At 70.8% G+C, this 18,516-nt stretch carries 21 protein-coding genes and 1 riboswitch; of the genes, 9 read left to right on the top strand and 12 right to left on the bottom strand.

The features are described from left to right. Entirely contained in the window at nucleotides 1-1,224 is a 1,224-nt protein-coding gene (locus KME80_RS00325) for a glycosyltransferase 87 family protein (protein WP_219498641.1), read from the bottom strand. Between the two features lie 60 nt (nucleotides 1,225-1,284). Between KME80_RS00325 and KME80_RS00320 the strand changes: the two genes are divergently transcribed. After that, nucleotides 1,285-4,164, top strand: a complete 2,880-nt coding sequence (locus tag KME80_RS00320) for a hypothetical protein (RefSeq protein WP_246643585.1) — start codon at nucleotides 1,285-1,287, stop codon at nucleotides 4,162-4,164. Here the strand turns inward: KME80_RS00320 and KME80_RS00315 are convergent. From KME80_RS00315 to KME80_RS00305, 3 genes are all read right to left on the bottom strand, one after another. After that, a complete protein-coding gene (locus tag KME80_RS00315; RefSeq protein WP_219498625.1) occupies nucleotides 4,052-5,551 on the bottom strand; it encodes an MptA/MptB family glycosyltransferase in 1,500 nt (499 codons plus the stop codon). The two genes, KME80_RS00320 and KME80_RS00315, sit on opposite strands and share 113 nt — an antisense overlap. Before the next feature lie 74 nt (nucleotides 5,552-5,625). Beyond that, entirely contained in the window at nucleotides 5,626-6,345 is a 720-nt protein-coding gene (locus tag KME80_RS00310; protein WP_219498622.1) for a glycosyltransferase family 2 protein, read from the bottom strand. Then, nucleotides 6,342-6,689, bottom strand: a complete 348-nt coding sequence (locus KME80_RS00305) for an STAS domain-containing protein (RefSeq protein WP_082309855.1) — start codon at nucleotides 6,687-6,689, stop codon at nucleotides 6,342-6,344. The genes KME80_RS00310 and KME80_RS00305 overlap by 4 nt, the downstream gene beginning before the upstream one ends. 273 nt (nucleotides 6,690-6,962) lie before the next feature. Between KME80_RS00305 and KME80_RS00300 the strand changes: the two genes are divergently transcribed. Beyond that, entirely contained in the window at nucleotides 6,963-7,364 is a 402-nt protein-coding gene (locus KME80_RS00300) for a hypothetical protein (RefSeq protein ID WP_219498620.1), read from the top strand. Nucleotides 7,365-7,383: 19 nt separating this feature from the next. Here the strand turns inward: KME80_RS00300 and KME80_RS00295 are convergent, their stop codons facing one another. Further along, the gene (locus KME80_RS00295) at nucleotides 7,384-8,556 is read right to left on the bottom strand and encodes a sensor histidine kinase (protein WP_219498617.1); all 1,173 of its coding nucleotides are present in this window, start codon (nucleotides 8,554-8,556) and stop codon (nucleotides 7,384-7,386) included. Further along, the gene (locus tag KME80_RS00290) at nucleotides 8,553-9,242 is read right to left on the bottom strand and encodes a response regulator transcription factor (RefSeq protein WP_219498615.1); all 690 of its coding nucleotides are present in this window, start codon (nucleotides 9,240-9,242) and stop codon (nucleotides 8,553-8,555) included. Before KME80_RS00290 ends, KME80_RS00295 begins: the two co-directional genes overlap by 4 nt. Before the next feature lie 109 nt (nucleotides 9,243-9,351). On the opposite strand from KME80_RS00290, the gene KME80_RS00285 reads away from it, so the two are divergent. The 3 genes from KME80_RS00285 to KME80_RS00275 are packed head-to-tail and all read left to right on the top strand — an operon-like array spanning nucleotide 9,352 to nucleotide 10,422. Then, entirely contained in the window at nucleotides 9,352-9,510 is a 159-nt protein-coding gene (locus KME80_RS00285; protein ID WP_219498614.1) for a hypothetical protein, read from the top strand. Further along, nucleotides 9,507-9,728, top strand: a complete 222-nt coding sequence (locus tag KME80_RS00280; protein WP_219498612.1) for a DUF6412 domain-containing protein — start codon at nucleotides 9,507-9,509, stop codon at nucleotides 9,726-9,728. Before KME80_RS00285 ends, KME80_RS00280 begins: the two co-directional genes overlap by 4 nt. Before the next feature lie 46 nt (nucleotides 9,729-9,774). Continuing rightward, the gene (locus KME80_RS00275) at nucleotides 9,775-10,422 is read left to right on the top strand and encodes a YidC/Oxa1 family membrane protein insertase (RefSeq protein WP_219498608.1); all 648 of its coding nucleotides are present in this window, start codon (nucleotides 9,775-9,777) and stop codon (nucleotides 10,420-10,422) included. Here the strand turns inward: KME80_RS00275 and KME80_RS00270 are convergent. Together KME80_RS00270 and KME80_RS00265 are read right to left on the bottom strand one after the other, a co-directional pair. Next, on the bottom strand, nucleotides 10,406-10,840 hold the full coding sequence (locus KME80_RS00270; RefSeq protein WP_308125557.1) for an ATP-binding protein: 435 nt from the start codon (nucleotides 10,838-10,840) through the stop codon (nucleotides 10,406-10,408). The genes KME80_RS00275 and KME80_RS00270 overlap by 17 nt on opposite strands. Nucleotides 10,841-10,982: 142 nt before the next feature. Beyond that, the gene (locus KME80_RS00265; protein WP_308125556.1) at nucleotides 10,983-12,806 is read right to left on the bottom strand and encodes an ATP-binding protein; all 1,824 of its coding nucleotides are present in this window, start codon (nucleotides 12,804-12,806) and stop codon (nucleotides 10,983-10,985) included. Nucleotides 12,807-12,939: 133 nt separating this feature from the next. On the opposite strand from KME80_RS00265, the gene KME80_RS00260 reads away from it, so the two are divergent. Continuing rightward, nucleotides 12,940-13,500, top strand: a complete 561-nt coding sequence (locus KME80_RS00260) for a methylated-DNA--[protein]-cysteine S-methyltransferase (protein WP_219498599.1) — start codon at nucleotides 12,940-12,942, stop codon at nucleotides 13,498-13,500. Here KME80_RS00260 and KME80_RS00255 read toward each other — a convergent pair. The 4 genes from KME80_RS00255 to KME80_RS00240 all read right to left on the bottom strand — a co-directional run bounded on the left by KME80_RS00255 (nucleotide 13,475) and on the right by KME80_RS00240 (nucleotide 17,252). Continuing rightward, on the bottom strand, nucleotides 13,475-14,818 hold the full coding sequence (locus tag KME80_RS00255; RefSeq protein WP_219498596.1) for a purine-cytosine permease family protein: 1,344 nt from the start codon (nucleotides 14,816-14,818) through the stop codon (nucleotides 13,475-13,477). The genes KME80_RS00260 and KME80_RS00255 overlap by 26 nt on opposite strands. Beyond that, a riboswitch (TPP riboswitch) is annotated at nucleotides 14,810-14,923 on the bottom strand. It overlaps the preceding gene by 9 nt. A 195-nt stretch (nucleotides 14,924-15,118) precedes the next feature. Then, entirely contained in the window at nucleotides 15,119-15,670 is a 552-nt protein-coding gene (locus tag KME80_RS00250) for a cysteine hydrolase family protein (protein ID WP_219498594.1), read from the bottom strand. 5 nt (nucleotides 15,671-15,675) lie between these two features. Next, a complete protein-coding gene (locus KME80_RS00245; protein WP_219498592.1) occupies nucleotides 15,676-16,848 on the bottom strand; it encodes a hypothetical protein in 1,173 nt (390 codons plus the stop codon). A gap of 92 nt (nucleotides 16,849-16,940) precedes the next feature. Beyond that, entirely contained in the window at nucleotides 16,941-17,252 is a 312-nt protein-coding gene (locus KME80_RS00240; RefSeq protein ID WP_219498574.1) for a helix-turn-helix domain-containing protein, read from the bottom strand. Between the two features lie 379 nt (nucleotides 17,253-17,631). On the opposite strand from KME80_RS00240, the gene KME80_RS00235 reads away from it, so the two are divergent. The 3 genes from KME80_RS00235 to KME80_RS00225 all read left to right on the top strand — a co-directional run bounded on the left by KME80_RS00235 (nucleotide 17,632) and on the right by KME80_RS00225 (nucleotide 18,450). Next, complete coding sequence (locus tag KME80_RS00235; RefSeq protein WP_219498572.1) at nucleotides 17,632-17,805, top strand: hypothetical protein; 174 nt, start codon at nucleotides 17,632-17,634, stop codon at nucleotides 17,803-17,805. A gap of 10 nt (nucleotides 17,806-17,815) precedes the next feature. Beyond that, nucleotides 17,816-18,196, top strand: a complete 381-nt coding sequence (locus tag KME80_RS00230; protein WP_219498569.1) for a RapZ C-terminal domain-containing protein — start codon at nucleotides 17,816-17,818, stop codon at nucleotides 18,194-18,196. Between the two features lie 77 nt (nucleotides 18,197-18,273). Beyond that, a complete protein-coding gene (locus tag KME80_RS00225) occupies nucleotides 18,274-18,450 on the top strand; it encodes a hypothetical protein (RefSeq protein WP_219498566.1) in 177 nt (58 codons plus the stop codon). The last annotated feature ends 66 nt before the right edge of the window (nucleotides 18,451-18,516 follow it).

Genomic DNA, 18,516 nt, shown 5'->3' with positions numbered 1-18,516 from the left:
TCACAGGGTATCCGCAGGTTGACGAGCCGCGTCGGGTATTTCGGAACGCCGTTTCGGCAGCCACCAGCCCAGCAGCCACACCAGGGCCAGCGCCCCCAGCCCGAAACCGTTCTGCACGATCTTGCCGAGCACCGGGCTGACCACCGGTATCTCCGCCGCCTTCAGCGACACCCCCCACCACGGGACCGGCACCACGTAGTACAGCCACACCCCCGCGGCCACCCTCAGCCGCACCGGATCGCGCCCGTCGCCCACGATCGCCCCCAGCACCACGACCACCCAGGCCAGATGGTGGATCCAGGCGACCGGCGACAGCAGCACCGCCATCAGCCCCACGAGCGCCACCGCGCGCACCCCGTCACCCGCCCGGTACGCCTCACGCGCGGCGCGGAACCCGTACCACCCGACCACCGCCACCAACGCCAGCCAGATCACCGTCGTCAGCGCGTCCGGCATGTACAGGCGGATCAGCATGCCGCGCATCGACTGGTTCGTCGTGGCGGCGTTCGCGCCCAGCCGCTCGGAGTCGAGCAGCGCCCCGAACCAGAAGTCCACCGCGTCCTGCGGCACCACCGCGAACGGCAGCAACGTCAGCAACGCCGTCACGAACGACGCCATGAACAGCGTCCGCCACTGCCGCGTCACCAGCAGATAGATCAGGAAGACGCCCGGCGTCAGCTTGACCGCCGTCGCCACCCCGATCAGGAACCCGCGCGGCCACCACGGCCGCCGCGCCACGCAGTCGGCCAGGCACAGCGCCACCAGCAGGATGTCCACCTGCCCGAACCGCACCTGGTCGCGGATCGGCATCAGGTACGTGCACGCCACCATCAGGAACGCGAACACCCACGGCGCATACCTGCCGCCCAGCACCCGCCGGAACGCGAACCCCACCGCCACGGCCAGCGTGACGAAGATCCCCGCCGTCCACGCCCACTGCGCCGTCTCCCACGACATCGCCGCGAGGCCCGCCGCCATCATCGCCGCCACCGGCGGGTACGTGAACGGCAGCAACTGCGGCGCCGGGGTGAAATAGTCGTAGACCGGACGCCCGTCGAGCAGCATCCGCCCGCCGGTACGGTAGACGTCGAGGTCCACCAGGCGCTGGTCGTCCGGGTTCGTCAGCCAGTGCTGCACCAGCGGCGTCACAGCCGCCGCGACGACCAGCACCGCCACGGCCCACGCCCACCACTGCCGCCGCCACGGCGCCTCGACACTCGTCACGGTGTGGCACGTTACCGTGGCTGTTGTTCACCGAGCGCGCCAACACCGGGGGTTCCGCACATGCCGCAAGCCACCTTCCGCGCGCCCTCCCCCCTCCCCAAGCACGGGCGCGACCTCCCGGAAGGCCAGCACAACCTCCCCGGGCGCCTGCCCGGTCTCCCCGAGCACCAGCGCAGGCTCCCCGGCCGCCAGCGCGCCCTCCCCGAGCACGGGAGCGACCTCCGCGAGCACGGGCGCGACTTCCCTGGACACGGGCGCGGTCTCCCCGACGCCCGGAGCGACCTCCCCGGGCACGGGCGCGACCTCTCCCTGCGCCGGTGCGGCGAGTACGCGGTACGGCGGAGGTCGGCGCAACGGGTACGGCGAAGTGGCGCACAAGGCGCACGGCGACCGGCCCTCGGCGCACTGGCCGCCCTGCTGCTCACCCTCATGCTCACCACCGTCCTGGCAGCACCCGCCTCGGCCACCACCGCACCCGGCCGGGTGGCGCTCATCGGCGTCCCCGGCCTGGAGTGGAGCGACCTCGACGAGTCCCGCACCCCCAACCTGTGGAAACTCGTCACCCAGGGCGCCTCCGCCTCCATGTCCACCCGCGCCGTCCCGCCCCCGGACCGCGGCATCACCTGCCCGGTCGCCGGCTGGCTCACCGTCTCGGCGGGCCAGCGCGCGGGCACCCCCGGCAAGGGCTGCCCGCCCACCCCCGCCCCCCGGCCCACCGCGGACGGCGGCGCGACGGTCCCCGGCTGGGCCGAGCTGTCCGCCCACCAGGCCGACACCGGGTACGCCGCCCAACTCGGCACCCTCGGCCAGTCCGTGGCCGACGCCGGGGGCAGGACGGCCGCGATCGGGCCGGGAGCCGCCCTCGCCGCCGCCGACAAGGCGGGAAATATCACCCGATACGCCGACACCCCCGAGGCCCTCCCGGACCCGTCCGCCTACACCCTGATCGTCCTCGACGCCCCCGAACTCGCCGACGCCTGGTCCCACCGCCCCCTCGACCAGTACGGCGTCCCCACGGCCATGCCCGCCGCCACCCGCCACGCCGCCGTGGCCAAGGCCGACGCCCGGATCGGCGCGTTCCTCGCCACCCTCCCGCCCGGCTTCACCACCCTCGTCGCGGGCATCTCGGACGTCACCCCCAGCGCCCACCTGCACGTCGCCATCGCCGCCGGTCCCTCGCCCACCGGCCGGCCGTACGGACCCGGCCACCTCACCGCCACCTCCACCCGCCAGGACGCCCTCGTCACCATCTCCGACCTGACGGCCACAGCCATCCAGCTCACCGGCGCCGAACACCCGCGCCAGGTCGTCGGCCGCCCCTGGCAACCGAACGGCGCCGCGGCCACCCCGGCCGAAACGGTCACCGGCCTGGCGGACGCCGACCTGGCCAGCCAGGTCCTCCGCGAGGTCCGCGGCCCCTTCTTCGCCGTCTTCGTCGCCGTGCAGCTCCTCTTCTACGCCTTCGCCGCCCTGGCCCTACGCCGCCGCCGCACCCCCAACCTCGAGGGCCACCCCACACAAGCCGGACACCCCACCCCACAGACCGACCAGGCCCGGACCGAAGAACTCGGCACCGCAGACCAGCCGGCCCACGTAAGAGAGACCGGGACCGCAGTCCCCCTGCCCCCGGGCGACGAGGCCGGGACCGCAGGCCCCCTGGCCCAGGGCGACGAGGCCGGAACCGCAGACCACCCAGCCCATGCCGAAGAGGCCGGGGGCGCAGACCACCCAGCTCCAGCCGAAGAGGCCGGGGGCGCAGGCCGCCAGGCGTCTCCGGGAGCGCCCCTGGGCGGGCGGTCGGCCCACGCCACCGGCAGTGGGCTCCGGGCGGCCGGGGGGATCGATGTGGCCAGTGCCTCACGGTTGCTGGTGGCCGTGCAGGTGGTGTCCGTCGTGAGTGGCGCCATCGCCGTGTCGACGTTCCTGGCCCAGCTGGTCCCGTGGTGGAGCCTGGGGGCGCCGATGACGGCGCTGATCGGCACCATCCTGGCCACCGCCGCCCTGATCACCGGTCTGGCGTTCGCGGGCCCGTGGCGGGCGCACGTGCTGGGCCCGCTGACCGTGGTGGCGGCCGTGACGTCGGTGGCGATGCTGGTGGACGTGATGACCGGCTCCACCCTCCAGGTGAACGCGGTGTCCGGCTACGAGCCCGTCACCGGCGGCCGCTTCTACGGCTTCAGCAACATCGCGTTCGCCATCTACGCGACGGGCACGATCCTGGCCCTGGCCGGAGTGGCGCAGTGGCTGAACGGCCGGGGGACGCCGCGGGTCGTGGTGATGGCGGTGTGCGCGGCGTACGGCGGGCTGGCGGTGTTCGCCGACGGGTGGCCGTCGTGGGGCGCCGACTTCGGCGGGGTGCCGGCGTTCGTGGTGGGGCTGGCGGTGTTTCTCATCCTCCTGTCGGGACGCCGGGTGTCGGTCGTGAAGCTGCTGCTGGTGGGCCTGGCCGGAGCGGTGCTGATCGGCGCGATCGCGGTGTTCGACTGGCTGCGCCCGGACAGCCAGCGGACGCATCTGGGCACGTTCGTCCAGCAGATCATCGACGGTCAGGCGTTGACCGTGGTGGCCCGCAAGTTCGGGGCGATGGTGGGCGTCACGGTGGGGAACTGGTCGCTGACCCTCCTGTCGCTGGTCGCGCTGGCCTTCCTCTTCCTGGTGCTGAACCGGCCGTCGCGGTGGGGCGCCTCGGCGCTCGGCCAGGCGTACGCGCTGGCGCCCACGCTGCGTGCGGGGCTGTTCGGCGCGCTGACGTGCGCGCTCATCGGTTTCCTCATGAACGACTCGGGCATCGCCATCCCGGCCATGGCGCTGACCGTGGCGGTGCCGCTCACGCTCGCGGCGTGTGTAAGGGCCTTGCAGCTCGCCGCGCCCACCACAGCAGGGCCGCCGTCAGGGCCAGCAGCGCCCACGGCGTCACCTGGCCGCGCACGACGCTCCTGAGCCATTCGAGGTCGTCGGGCAGCACGTAGACCCGGGCCGGCAGGTAGGCCAGCGACAGCACGAGCAGGTGGGCGACGAGGAACCGGTCGAGCGTGGACGCGGCGACCAGGGCCAGCACCCCGAACGCCAGCCCGTCGTACCAGGGCAGCACGTAGGGCGAGGCGAACAGGTAGGCGACGACCAGCACCAGCGCCACCACCGCCGCGCTCTCGCCGGCGGGCCCGCGCGCCGCCCGGGTCGCCCGGAACAGCGACCAGGCGATGAGCGCGAGCAGCAGCAGCGAGCCGATCTGGATCTCGCCCCGGTAGGCGCTGCCGGTGCCGACGATCTCCTGCAGCCAGCCCTGGACGAGCTTCCACGGCGAGGCGTGGGAGATCGACTTGCTGGTGCGGGTCACGGGCCCGACGGCCTCGGCCCCGACGAGGACGTAACCGGCGACCACCACCGCGAGCGCGATCCCGGCCACGAGGGCCAGCCGGCCGGGCCGCCGCCGCATCTCCCACGCGGGCCCGAGCGCCACGAGGCCGACGTTGACCTTGGCGGCGACCCCCAGCCCCAGCAGCGCGCCGGTGGCCAGGGCGCCTCCTCTGGACGGCAGGCCGCTCGCCAGCAGGGCGGCCACCACGCAGGCGATGGCCAGCGTGTCGACGTGCATGCCCGCGACGAGCTGGTAGAGCAGCAGCGGGTTGGCCGTCCACAGCAGCGCGGCGCGCACGCGCCTGGCCGGGTCGTGCCGGGTGAAGCGGTCGATCAGGAGCCCGGTCGCGACGAAGGCGGCGGCGTTGACCAGCGCGAGAACGAAGATCGTGAGGCGCAGGGAGTCGCCGCCCACCAAGCTCGCCAGGGCCTGCACGAACGTGGCGACGGGCCCGTAGACGCTGGGCTCCTCCCGCCACGGCTCCTCGACCGCGTCGGCGATCGGGTCGCCGGGCAGGTCGGTCGCGCCGTGGGAGTAGGGGCTCAGGCCGAGCGTGAGCATGCGCCCGTAGGCGGCGTAGTTGAGATGGTCACCGGAGCCGGACGGCGGCAGGAACGCCAGCACCCCGGCGGCCACGCAGCCGAGCGCCACGAGACGGCGGGCGACGAGAGGACGGGCGACGCCCCCGCGCGAGGGCAGGACGCTCAGCCCGGCGAGCAGCCCGGCGGCGCCCAGGACGAGCGCGGCGGCGGCCATCGCGACGACCAGGTGCGGATCGGGCGCGGCGGACAGCGAGAACGGCGGATGCCAGGCCGCGCCGGTCAGCGCGGGCACCAGGGCGGACGGGCCGAGAAGACCGATGGTGATCGTCAGCAGGATCGACGCGACGATCGCCGCCGTGGCCAGGACGGCCACCGGCGTGGCGGCCGGCGCGGCGGCGGCCCCGGCACTCCGGGTCTCGGAAGTCACCCGCAAATTCCAGCACACTCGCCGCGCCCGCCCGGACGCCGATCTCCAGCCTGTGGAAAACGTGACGGGGACGGTCAGCGCCGCAGCTTGGCGAGGTTGTCGGCGACCACCGGCTCGCGGCTGGCCAGGGCCAGCGCCACGTCACGCAGTTGCCGGGCCCGGTGGAGCTGCGCCCGCCAGTCGGAACCGGTCGCCCGGTGGGCCATCTCCACCTCCACCTCGCGGACGCGGAAGCCCTTGCGCAGCAGGTCGATGGTCAGCGCGGTCTCCACGCCGAAGCCGTGCGCCAGCGGCCGGGCCGCCTCGAAGGCATCGCGGGTGAGGCAGCGCTGCCCGTTGAGCGGCTGGGTGGCCTCGAAGCCGGTCGCGCGGCGGATGCCGTCGCGGGAGACGCGGACGACGATGCCGTGGCCGGCGAGCTTGACCCTGGTGGCGAAGACCGCGATGGTCATGTCGGCCTCGCCGGTGCGCACGGGTTCGATTAACGGGGCCGCGGCCTGCGCGGTGCCGGCCAGGTCGGCGTCGAGGAACAGCAGGTGGCGCGGGATCTCGCCGTCGAGGAGCCGGACGGCTTCGGCGCCCGTCTCCATCGCGGCGGCCTTGCCGCGGTTGCGGCTGTGGCGGACCACCCTGGCCCCCGCCGCGCGCGCCACCCGGCCCGTCGGGTCGGTCGAGCCGTCGTCGACGACCACGACGAGGTCGACGCCGGGCAGGCCGAGCGCCGCCTCGACGGTGAGACCGATGCGGTCGGCCTCGTTCTTGGCCGGGACGACCACCGCCGTGTCGGCCGTCATGAGCCCTCGGCGATGAGGAACTCCTGCGGCACCTCGTCATGCACGGTGAACACCGAGTCGAGCCCGGTGACCTGCAGGATCTTGCGCACGGCGGGGCGCGGGGCGGCGACGTCGAGCGCGCCTCCCTGCTCCTTCATCCGTTTGAGCGCCGAAAGCAGCACGTTCATCCCCGTGGAGTCGCAGAAATCCACGGCGGACATGTCGATGACCACGCGGCTGGGCCCCTCCTGCAGCAGTCGCGTGAACTCCGACTGCAGGTGGGGTGCCGTATAGAGGTCGATTTCACCGGCGATCACGACGAGTGCGTGGCCGGCATGTGATCGAGTCGAGACCTTGAGCTCCACATGGGCAGGCTAGCGGCGCGAGCGCCCCGGGTCACGTTGTCACGCCGATAGGGCGACGACCGGTATGGAGCGACGCCGGGAAACGACGGGTTCTTGGCCGAGGCTCGCGAGAGACTTTGACCGCCGGCCGCGAGGTCGTACGAGAGTCGCCGTTTGGGCTCCACGGCGACGGAGAGTACGCGAAACTTGACGGTGCGAAACCTTGGGGTCCGGCGACGGCCCCACTTCACACAGGAGGAGGGGCTGGGCTGGAACCCGCGGGCCCGATCGTCCATGAACACAGACCGACTCGAAGATCCGCAGCGTCAGAGGCTCCGCGAACACCTGGAGGCCATCCTCATCCGCTCCGAGAAGGCCACCTCGTGGCACGACGAGGCCGCTCGCCTGCGCGGCCTGGTCAACCATGAGGGGTACGTGCCGGTCCGCACCCGGTTGGCGGGCGTGGACCTCGACTTCCTGGCGGGCGCCCGGGAGGACCTGCTGAGGTTCTCGGAGCTGGGGCTCCGGCTGCTCGACCTGCACCAGCCGCGCGACGCCGGGGGCATCACCAGCGACGCCGCGCATCCGATCCTGCGGTGCCGGAGCTGCATGTGGCGCTGGCCCTGCCCGACATTCCGCGCTATTTCCGACTCGTTCAACGCGCCTCCGGAGTCCGCCCTCCCGGAGTCGGCCTGACGGCGCCCACCCCGGCCCCTCACGGAGCCCGCCTGACGGCGCCCTGAGCGGGCCCTCCCCCCTCCACCGAAGCCGCAGCCGCAGCCGTAGCCGAACCCGTAGCCGAACCCGCTGGGAGCCGGATCTCGAACCGGCACCCGGGCCCCTCGTTGACCACGCCGATCGTCCCGTCGTGCGCTTCGACGAGGCCCCGGGCGATCGCCAGCCCGAGCCCGGCCCCGCCGTCGGCGGTCGGCGTCCGCGCCGCCTCGCCCCTGAACGCCACGTCGAACACCCGCGGCAGGTCCTCTGCGGGGATCCCGCCACAGCAGTCGGAGACCGACAGGCAGGCCAGCCCGTCGTCGAGCCCGGCGCGCAGCACGACGTCGCGCCCCGGCGGCGTGTGCCTGATCGCGTTCGCCACCAGGTTGAGCAGCGCCCGGCCGAGGGCTCCGGCGTCGGCCGTGACCGGCGGCGCCGCGCCCGCCTCGGCCGTCAGCCGCACGCCCTTGGCGCGGGCCAGCGGCTCGGCCCCGGCGAGCGTGTCGGCGACCAGGTCCGCCAGCCCGATCCCGCTGCGCGACAGCCGCAGCGCCCCGGCGTGGATCCTGGACAGCTCGAACAGGTCGTCGACCATGGCCGACAGCCGGTCCACCTCCAGCCGGATCTGGGCGTGATAGCGGCCGACGGTCGCGGGATCGGACACCACGCCGTCCTCCAGCGCCTCGGCCATGGCGCGCATCCCGGCCAGCGGGGTGCGCAGGTCGTGGCTGACCCAGGCGACGAGCTCGCGCCTGGCTCCCTCCAGGGCGCGTTCGCGCGCGTACGCCTCCTCCAGGGTGGTGGCGATCGTCTGGAGCTCGGCGGGCAGCCCGCGCGGCGCGCTGAACGGGACCTCGCGGACGGCGGCGACGAGCCGCCTGCTCTCCCCCACCACCCGCCTGGCCAGCACGAACGCGACTCCGAGCCCCACCAGGCCGCCCACCGCGACGACGCTGAGCACGATGTCGCGCGCCGGGCCTTCGAGGATCATGCGCATGGTGATCGCCACCACGCCGGCCAGGGTCGCCACGACCGCGACCACCACGACGACAGCCAGCATCACGCCGATCGAGCGGGTGCGCAGGCGGCCCATCACGGCCAGGCCGAGCCCGGCCACCAGGAGCCCGAGCCCGGCGGTGACGGCGACGATCATGCCGAGGTCGCCGGTCATGCCAGCGGCTCGTAGCGGTAGCCGACCCCCCAGACCGTGACGATCCTTCGCGGTTCGGTCGGATCCGGCTCGATCTTCTCGCGCAGCCGCCTGACGTGCACGGTCACGGTGGAGGAGTCGCCGAACGACCAGCCCCACACCTGGTCGAGCAGCGCCGAGCGGCTGAACGCCTGGCGGGGGTTGCGCATCAGGTAGGCGAGCAGGTCGAACTCGCGGGCGGTCAGCATCACCGGCGCGCCGCCGAGCCGGACCTCGTGCGCGCCCACGTCCACGACCAGGTCGCCGTCGCGGAGCACGCCGGTGCCGGCCGTGACGGCGGCGCCGCGGGCGCGGCGCAGCACCGACTGGACGCGCAGCGCCAGCTCGCGGGGGCTGAACGGCTTGGTCACGTAGTCGTCGGCGCCGGTCTCCAGCCCGGCCACGCGGTCGATCTCCTCGCCGAGCGCGGTCAGCATGATCACGGGCACGGGCCAGCGCTCCCTGAGCTTCCTGCACACCTGGAGGCCGTCGAGCTTGGGCAGCATCAGGTCGAGCACCATCAGGTCGGGCGGGCTGGCCAGCGCGCGGCGCAGTGCCTCGGCGCCGTCGCCGACGCACTCGACCTCGTGCCCGTCGCGCTCCAGGTAGCGGGCGACCACCTCGGACACGGTCGGATCATCCTCGACCACCAGGATTCGGGTGCTCACCCCTGCACGGTACGGCGCGGACCTGATCGGGCGGCACCCGCGTCATCGGTTCGTAAGGGTCGCAGATCGTCCCGGCAGGACGTACGGTGGCCTCATGGGTCGAGTAATCATGCTCGTGCTGGGCGCACTGCTTGCGCTCTTCGTGTTGTTCAACTTCATCGTCCCGATGGTTCTGGGGCTTCTGAAGGTCGCTCTCATCATCGGCGTCGTGGCCGTGCTGGTGTTCATCGTGGTCACGATGGTCGGTAAGTCCTCGTCGGCACGGTGACGCTCTTCCTGTTCGATCCGTGGCTCATCGCCGTGACCATGGTCGCGGTCCTGTTGCTGGCCTCCTGGGCCGCCAGGCTGCTGCCTGTCCTCGGCGGTGAGCCGTCCGGGTTTCCGCTGGTCTACGCGCGGCGCACGGCTTTCCAGCGCCAGCGCGATCCCGACGCGGCCGGGCGGCCCCGGCCGCGAGCGCCATCGGCGCGCCCCGCTTTCCGGTAAGCGGGGCTCATCCGGGCCCTGAGGTTCTCTCCCATGGGAAGGGCTCATGATCGACTCACTTGTCACGTTCGTCATCGGCATGTCCGGCGGCCACGCCGCGCTCGGGATCGTGCTGTTCACGCTGGCGGTGCGGCTGCTGTTGCTGCCTCTGGCCGTCAAGCAGGCGCGTAGCGCCCGGGTCAGGGAACGGCTCGCGCCCAGGCTGCGGGCGCTCCAGAAGCGCTATGGGCGCGATCCGGCGAAGCTGGCCGGCGAGACGCGCGCGCTCTACGCCAAGGAGGGCACGTCGCCGTTCGCCGGGATCCTGCCGGGGCTGGCGCAGTTGCCGTTCATGTGGCTGATGTACCGGGTGGCGACGCATCCGACCGCGCTGGCGGGGCACGACCTGTTCGGCGCGCCGCTCGGGCAGCACGTGGCCGCGATAACGGTGAATTACGGTCTGTTCAGCGTGCCGGTTTTGGTCTTTACACTCGTCATCACTCTGATGGCGCTGGTGGCGTGGTGGATGTCACACAAGACCACGGCCATGATGACCGAGGAGCAGCCGGAGCTCATGCGCCGGATCATGCCGCTGCTGCCGTTCGGCTCGCTGCTGGCCGCGGCGGTGCTTCCCCTGGCCGCCGGGCTCTACCTGCTCGTGTCGACGGCCTGGACGGCCGGAGAGCGCGCGGTGCTGGCTACCCGGCCTCTCTGAGCGCGTGCACCTGCCCGTTGTTCACGGTCCCCGTGGGCGCGGGCAGGATCGCCCACACCGTGGTCGTGTCGCCGTCGTGGCGAACCCCCCAGCTCTCCGCGACGTACTCGACGATGCCCAGCCCACGGCCGCCCAGCGACGACAGCGCCGGCCGGCCCGCCCGCGGCTCGGTCGCCGCTCCCCCGTCGCTCACGGCGACCTCGATGTGATCGTCGCTGCGCAGCCAGGTCACTTTCACCATGCCCGACGGCAGCGGATGCGCATGCCTCAACGCGTTGCTCAGCAGCTCGCTCACCACGAGGACGGCGTCGTCGATCGCGGCGGTGAACACCCCGCAATCCTGCAGGTCGGTGCTCAGACGCTGGCGGGCAACGGCGACGCTGGACGGCGCGTACGGCAGCAGCACCACGCTTGACACACCCACCTCCCCGCTCCCAGTGCCCCCCGCGGGAACACTCCCCGGTACGACCGAAATGCCCCGTTACTCAATCCCAGAAACCGCATCTCGATCACAGCTTGTACACATCGGACGATAGATCAGCTCAACCGTGACCACCTCGTTACCGCATCGGTGTGTCGGATCCGATAGGGGATGCACGCTTGAGCACGAGTCTCATACGGGTGCCGCCGCCGGGCCCCGGATGGGCGCTCACCTCGCCGCCCTGGGCCCTGGCCAGGCTCCGCACGATGTAGAGGCCTAAGCCGACCCCGCCGAACCGTCTTCGGTCACCGCTGTCGACCTGCACGAACCGTTCGAAGATCCGCTCCCGGTCGGCCGGCGCGATGCCCACGCCCTCGTCGTCGACGACCACGACCAGCGCGCCGTTCTCGGGCCGGGCGGAGACGCTGATCAGGCCGCCCTTCGGCGAGTACTTGAACGCGTTCTCCAGCAGTTGCGCGAGCACGATGTCGGTGGCAAGCGCGTCGCCCATCGCGAGCGGCAGCCCGTCGGCGACGCTCACCTCGACCCGGTGGCTGTCGGACAGCACGGGTAAGCCCAGCGTGGCCGCGCGCACCCGCTCGGCCAGGTCGAACGGCTCGTCCCTGACCACCTGCTCCTCCGCGCCGGCCCGCGCGCCCAGCAGCAGGTGGTCCATGAGCTGCCCGAGCGACCTGGACCGCTCGGCGATCGTGTGCACGGCGGAGCGGCGCTCGGCGTCGCTCAGCTTGTCCCAGCGGGAGTCGAGCGTGCTGGCGAAGCCGCGCACGATCGTGATCGGGGTGCGCAGCTCGTGGCTGGTCGTGGCCAGGAACAGGTCCTTGGCCTCTTCCAGCTCCTTGGCCGCGGTCACGTCGCGGAAGTCGACGACCAGCTCGCCGGTCTCCTGGATGCGCGCGCCCACCACGTCCAGCCAGCGCCCGTCGGCGAGCTGGACCGTCAGCTTCTCGCCCGGGGCGGGCTGCGGGAACGGCGGCGGCTGCCCCACGGCCTCCTCGGCCGGGACGGCGGTCAGCCGGGCGGCGGCCGGGTTCCAGCGCAGCACCCGCCCCTCGCGGTCGAGCACGGCGATGCCGTCGGCGCTGGCGTCGAACACCGCCCGCTCGTGGGCCCGCTGCCGCACCGCCTCCTGGTAGGCGACCGCGTTGCCGACGGCGATGCCGGCGTGCCCGGCCAGCAGCTCCAGCAGCTCCAGCTCCAGGTGGCCGGGCTTGCGCCGGGCGAACAGCGCGTAGAGCGCCCCGTACGGCCGCCCGCCGACGGCCGCCAGGCCGAGCGCGACCGTGTGCAGGCCCTTGAGGCTGGACCAGACCAGGCTGTCGAGCCCCTCCGACTCCAGCAGCACGGTCTTGCCGGTGCGCAGCAGCTTGCCGACGAGGCTGTTGTGCAGGTCGGTGGTGGTGCCCTTGGGCACGTCGGGAAGCTGGTAGGTGCTGACCAGCCGCAGCCGGTCGCCCTCGATGAGCACGAACCCGCCCGCGTCGGCCCCGGTGAGCTCGGTCAGGCTGGCCGAGATCCGGTCGAGCACGGCGGGCAGCTCCAGCTCGGCGTTGATGTCGCCGACCACGTCGGTCAGCCGCCGCACCAGCCGGGCGCGGCGGGCCATCCGGTTCTTGGCCGCGTCGTCGGCCTGCACCAGGTGGTGGACGCACACGTAACCGGCGACGGCGCTGCCGATGCGCAGCGCGCTGATGTCGACCCGGACGTCCAGCACCTCGCCGTCGCCGCGCACGCGCTTGGTGCGCAGCGAGACCTGCCCGCCGGTGCGCACCCGCTCCAGCACCGCATGGTGCTCGGCGGTCAGCTCGTCCGGCACGATCGGCGCCCGGCGGCCCAGCATCGTGGCCGCCGTCAGGCCGAAGAGCCGCTCGGCCGCGGCGTTCCAGACCAGGACGGTCTGGTCCCGGTCGAGGACCACGACGGCGTTGGGCGAGCTGTCGAGCACGGCACGGGCTATGTCATCGTCACTCCCAGCCCATTCGTCCCCCACGACTCCATAGTGCCCCCGGCGTGGCGGCCTTGTCGGGCGATCCGTCCGATACGCTGCGGTCACGGCGTTTCCAACAGGGGGTGAAGGCATGTCGGACGACATCGACGCCCTGTTGCGGGTGACCTCCGCCACCTATCGAGGCGACGGGCCGCCCGATGTCGCGTTCGGCACGTACGACGGCGCGGTCGGGCGGATGATCATCGCGGTGACGGGCCGCGGCATCATCTCGTGCAGCTTCGAGGACGAGCAGGACGTGTACGAGCGCGTCACCAACCACGTGGGCCGGCACATCGCCCCCAACCCGAGACGGCTCGACCCGGTGCGCCGCGAGCTCGACGCCTACTTCTCGGGGCGGCTGCGGGCCTTCGCCACGCCGGTCGACCTGGCCCTCGCCACCCCCTTCGCGCGCACGGTGCTGCAAAAGACGATGGCGGTGCCGTACGGGACGACCACGACGCTGGAGAGCATCGGCGAGCTGATCGGCAGGCCGCGCGCCCTGCGCGCGGTCGGCAACGCGCTCAGCGCCAACCCGGTGTGCGTGGTGGTGCCGTGCCACCGGGTGGTGCGTGACGACGGCGGGCTCGGCGACTACGCCGGGGGCGAAGCCGCCAAGCGCCACCTGCTCAACGTCGAGCGCCGCGCCGCCTGATCGCGCCGAGCGCCAGCGTCACCAGGGCCGCCACGAGGGCGGCGCCGAGCGCGCCGTTCATCCACGGCTGCCGCTCGAAGCCGATCGCCTCGCGCGCGGCGGCCCAGATGCCGTCCCACTGCTCCACCGTGGGCGTGGAGGTCGTCAGCCAGTAGGCGGCGAAGCCGAGCGCCCACGGCGCCAGCATGGACCAGCGGGCCGGCGCGTCCTCGGCGGTGTTCCACCGGGTGGCGCCGCCGAGCAGGAAGTAGTCCACGGCCAGCACCGCGAACATCGGCACGAACACCGCGCCGATCACGCCCAGGAACGCGCCGTAGGAGGTCACGTCGACCACCAGCGCGATCGCGACGGTCAGCACGCCGATGGCGACGCTGAGGATCCGCCGGTCCACCCGGGGCATGAGGTTCTGCAGCGAGACGGTGGTCGAGTAGACGTTCGCGAACGACTGGTCGGCCTCGCGCAGCACCAGGATGCCGAAGAACATCGCGCCCAGCGGCACGGCCACGAACGGCCCGAACACGGCGGTGCTGTCGTTCTGCACGGCGGCGGCCCCGGCGATCGCCACCGCGTAGACGCCCAGCCCCAGGCAGGCGACCTGGGCGAGCGTGTAGCCGCCGACGACGCCGGTGAAGGCGGCCCGGCTGGAGCGCGAGTGCCTGGCGAAGTCGGCGGCCAGCGGCACCCACGACACCGACAGCGCGATCACGTAGTCGACGGCCGGCGCGAACGCGGTCCAGGACCCGCCGCTCTGCGGGGGCGCGTCGCCCAGGAACTGGAACGTGAACCAGATCAGCGCCACGATCACCAGGGCCGTGATGTAGCGCCGCAGCAGCCTGATGGCGCCGAGCGGCCAGATCGTCAGGGCCGTGGTCAGCACCCCGGCGACGATCACCCACACCGCGTACGGGACGGTGTCGCCGAAGACGGCCATCGCGCCCTGGGCGATGACCCAGAGCTCGAACGCCCCCCAGCCGATCATCTGGATGATGTTGAGCACGGTCGGCACGTACGAGAGCCGGGCCCCGAACAGCCCGCGCAGCAGCACCATCGCGGGCTGGCCGGTCTGGGTCCCGGGGATGGCCGACAGGCCGACCATCGCGGTGCCGATCAGGCTGCCGACGACGGCGGCGGCCAGCGCGGCGGTCAGGCTGAGCGGTGCGTTGCCCAGCGGGTCGAGCAGGAACAGGGCGCCCGAGAACCCCAGGAGGCTGACGGCCAGGTTGGCCCAGAGGGCTCCCTGGTCGAGGACTCCGAGGGTTTTGGGGGCGGCCCCTTCAAGAGTGAGAGGGACTTCGTCGTCGCGGACGTCATGCGCCATCGCACTGCTCCCTACGCCGGCATTACCCGGACAGGTTCATGCGGTCGGCGACGGCCTCGGTCGCCCTCTCAGCCCGGTACGCCCCGAGCTCCCGCGTTGGCTTGATTGGAAAGCTGAGATCAGCCCAGCTAGCGCCCCTATGATGCACCATTTGCCCGAGATCGGCCAGCGTCCGGACGGAGCTGTAGGCGCCACCACAGACAGTCCGCTGACGTCCGCAGAAGTACAGCTAAGTACGCTCCGGTTGCTGTACTTCTTGGCTGTACGATCCGGCGCCGACTCGCCCGCCGGATGGGGAAATCACGCCATGGCGGGAAGCACTGCGGTCGGGATGTCCGCCGATCTGATGATCTGCTTGGGACCAATGAACCGGGCTGTCACGAGCAGCCCCGCGTCATGAGCGACCTGGCCGGCATGGCTAGCGGACGCGTCCTCAATGAGCCACGGCGTCAAATCCAGCTCAAACGCGTCCACCACTGTCTTGAGCACACAGCTTTCAGTGGCAATCCCACATACGTATAGGTCCGTCCAACCATGCTCACGTACGAGCTTGGCACCTTCCGCACTGAACAAGCTATAGATGGTCTTGTCTATGACCGCCGTCGCCTTTTCCGCATATGGCACAAGCTCCTGCGCGATGTCAGTTTCCGGAGAGTCCATAAGCTTGGACCAACCGAAAAGTTTCTCGAAGTTGCTGCCCGAATAGTTCAGATAACGCGTGAACACCACATCGCCACCGGTCGCCTGCCAGCGCTGGACGAGGTCCGCAATCACGGGCACCACATGAGCCGACGCCTCACGAATGAACCCGTTTTGAACGTCAACCACAACGAGAACTGCCGACTTGGACATGAATCTTACCTCTCGCTAGTTTCGCGGAGAACATCAATTGCTTGCGTAAGGTGATCGACTAGGCCGCTCGTTTCCAGTATCGCGGCCCTCATAGAGCGATGCTGACCGGTCTCCTGTGGACGCGCATTGGTCAGGCGAGAGCGAACGCCCCGCAGAAAGCGCCAGCCATACGGCTCCGGCACATCCGGGTCCCGACCTTGCTCGATCTGGCTGTTGATGTGCTCGCAGTACGCCCAAACCGCCTGCGTGGCAAGTTCCGTCGCCACAAGCTCATCTTCGGCAAGAGCGCGTTGCGGAGCAAGAGGGCAATAGACAACTCCCGACCACGACGCGTGCCCGATGGAGATTCCTTTGATGCCGAACGGAACAATCTCTGCATGGTCAAAACCTTCTGCGAGTAGCGCACGCTCGACAAGCTCGGCGTGGCCGAGCGAAGACTCACTCTCTTCCGAATCGCGCTCCAGGAGAACCCGGGGTGTGGACATGATACGCGTTGCCGTGTCCAGCTCAGCTCCGGACCACATTGGTTCATGGAGCCAATAAAGGCTGAGCACGTAAGACGCTTTGACATCCGCGTCGGTCAGATCAGACAGATACCTGGAACCCCAGTCGAGATTTTGACCGTACGACTTACGGCGCCAGACCGCGAGGCTTGCGATATTCGGAAACTTCACATCTTCGCGGATATGGAAGACGGCAACACCGAATGGCCATAAACGTAGCTGGCAAGCACCAGGCGACGGTAGGACTGTGCCTGCGTGACACTCGACTCCGAGTTGCATATCGGCCTGCTTGACTACGCCACGCTCGACGAGCGCCGCCACTCTGTCGGCCCCGATGTATGCACACACGAACTTGTGGGATCGGACCCCGTAGGTGTCGGCGTCGGGGGTTGCCTGCCCGATATCGCCGAACAGTTCATGCGATGTCGCGCCGTACACGAGGCAGTACAGCTCCATATAGAGCGGATCACGGCAGACCGCCCGCCCGGTCTCGTGCCGGTAGACAGCCTTCTCGATGGCGTCCAGGTCCGGCACGCTGCCGAGTCCGTGATGCAACCCAGCACGCTCCATCTCGCGAGCCACCCGGTTGCGGCTCCACCCTTTGGCCTGCCGCTTGGCGATGAGCACGTTGTTCGGCACGAGTCGCTTGATCCCCTGGCCGGGCTCTCCGGACATGACGCGTGTCCCTCCGTGTCCTTGCCGTCATCTAGCAATCACCAAGTGTGACCGTGAATCTAGGTGCTGTGAGGACATTCACAGATGCGCTGTCAACCCGAGCTTGCTTCCAGGCGGGACTCGATGGCAGCAACCCGCTCCCGAAGCTCCGCAAGCTCGTCCCTGAGCTCTGCAACGGCGCCGGACTCCCCGGACACGAGTGCAGGCTCCCGGCCCGTGTCGGCCACCTTCTGAAGGTAGTCGTCCGGCAGCTCAAGCGCACGAGAGATGGCCGTCAGGACTGCCGGCTGCCGGTTCTTGTCCTGTCCTTGCTGGATCTGCCGAAGCGTTGCCGTCGACACCCGCGAGACATCCGCCAGCTTCTTCTGCGTCCAGCCAAGCGAAGTCAACCGCTCGTTGATCACCTTCGCAACGGCGCGCCAATCGCCCACAAGCCCCTCCGAGTCCACATCTAGAAGCCCCTTACCCAAACGAGCGTAGCTAAGTTGTTGCGCTATTGACAGCGCTATTTTTGGCGCTACAGTTAGCGCTAGAAGTTGCTGTCACGCAGCAGCTTCTACGCACACCACACCTCTGACCAGCTGGAAGACCTGGGAAGGCGGCTCACGCCGCGCGCCGACGGGCTGGGCACTTGATCACTTGAGAACTGAATCCGCGCTACCGCCTCGCACCGAAAAGGCGGCCTGAGCAAGCGAACGCCTTCGCCTGTCTCGCTTTCGTCCAGTCCCTGGCCGTGGCGGTGTACACCTCCGCCTCGCTGCTATCCGAAGGGAACGATCATTCGTGTACTCCGAACGCAAACCTCTGCGTCGCTTCCTGCTGTTCGTCCTCATCGGCTTCGCTCTGGTGTTTGTCGTGCGACAGCCCGACAAGGCCGCGATCGCCACCACCCACGCCTTCAACGGGCTGATGGCGGTGGCTGACGCTCTGGCCTCCTTCGCCGGCAACCTCGGCTAGGCCCGGCCAGATGCCCGTTGTTGAAATCGTGTCGTTCGGCTACCTGCACGGTGAGCCGCCGCCCGCACATCTGGCCATCGACCTGCGGCACCACTTCAAGGACCCGCACGTGTCGCCCGAGCTGCGCTACATGACCGCCCACGACGAGCCGGTGCGCACCACGGTGCTGGGCACGCCCGGCATCACCGATCTGCTGGCGGCCAGCGCCGCCGCTGTGGCCGCGTTCCTGTCCGGCCCGAGCGCCGGCCCCGTCACCGTGGCCGACGGCTGCGCTGGGGGCCGACACCGCGCCCCGGTCTTCGCTCAGCACCTGGCCAACCGGCTGCGCCGCGATGGCCTGTCGGTCACCTTGCACCACCGCGACTTGGACAAGCCCGTCGGCCAGCGCTGATCCGTACAGCCCTCAGGGGCGGCCCTCATCCGCCAAGACACGAGCCGCCCCCAACTCCACGAAGGAGGACATCCAGCATGTCACAGGCTCCCCGTGACAAGAAGTACGACCAGGCTCAGGCTCGGCTGGTCCGGGACGCTTCGCGCAGCTACCAGACGCCGGACTGGGGCACGGAGAACCCGCGCACCCGAGAGGCGTACGACCGCGAGTTGGCGCGGACCCTGCGCGCCAACGGCCGCAAGAGCCGCCGGTGATGCCTGAGCAGGACGGCTCTTACTGACGCTCGCTGCCTCATTCATCTCCCACGGGGGCGGCGCGAT

Origin of the sequence: Nonomuraea ceibae (assembly GCF_019396325.1) — a bacterium.
Lineage (GTDB): Bacteria > Actinomycetota > Actinomycetes > Streptosporangiales > Streptosporangiaceae > Nonomuraea > Nonomuraea ceibae.
Note: the sequence above shows the minus strand (reverse complement) of the source record. Positions and strands in the feature narration are given on the sequence as shown.

Excerpts from the sequence above, each read along its gene's own strand:
- KME80_RS00320 (WP_246643585.1), top strand. The coding sequence starts at position 1,285 with ATGCCGCAAGCCACCTTCCGCGCGCCCTCCCCCCTCCCCAAGCACGGG.
- KME80_RS00310 (WP_219498622.1), bottom strand. The coding sequence starts at position 6,345 with ATGACGGCCGACACGGCGGTGGTCGTCCCGGCCAAGAACGAGGCCGAC.
- KME80_RS00300 (WP_219498620.1), top strand. The coding sequence starts at position 6,963 with ATGAACACAGACCGACTCGAAGATCCGCAGCGTCAGAGGCTCCGCGAA.
- KME80_RS00295 (WP_219498617.1), bottom strand. The coding sequence starts at position 8,556 with ATGACCGGCGACCTCGGCATGATCGTCGCCGTCACCGCCGGGCTCGGG.
- KME80_RS00285 (WP_219498614.1), top strand. The coding sequence starts at position 9,352 with ATGCTCGTGCTGGGCGCACTGCTTGCGCTCTTCGTGTTGTTCAACTTC.
- KME80_RS00275 (WP_219498608.1), top strand. The coding sequence starts at position 9,775 with ATGATCGACTCACTTGTCACGTTCGTCATCGGCATGTCCGGCGGCCAC.
- KME80_RS00260 (WP_219498599.1), top strand. The coding sequence starts at position 12,940 with ATGTCGGACGACATCGACGCCCTGTTGCGGGTGACCTCCGCCACCTAT.
- KME80_RS00255 (WP_219498596.1), bottom strand. The coding sequence starts at position 14,818 with ATGGCGCATGACGTCCGCGACGACGAAGTCCCTCTCACTCTTGAAGGG.
- KME80_RS00250 (WP_219498594.1), bottom strand. The coding sequence starts at position 15,670 with ATGTCCAAGTCGGCAGTTCTCGTTGTGGTTGACGTTCAAAACGGGTTC.
- KME80_RS00245 (WP_219498592.1), bottom strand. The coding sequence starts at position 16,848 with ATGTCCGGAGAGCCCGGCCAGGGGATCAAGCGACTCGTGCCGAACAAC.
- KME80_RS00230 (WP_219498569.1), top strand. The coding sequence starts at position 17,816 with ATGCCCGTTGTTGAAATCGTGTCGTTCGGCTACCTGCACGGTGAGCCG.
- KME80_RS00225 (WP_219498566.1), top strand. The coding sequence starts at position 18,274 with ATGTCACAGGCTCCCCGTGACAAGAAGTACGACCAGGCTCAGGCTCGG.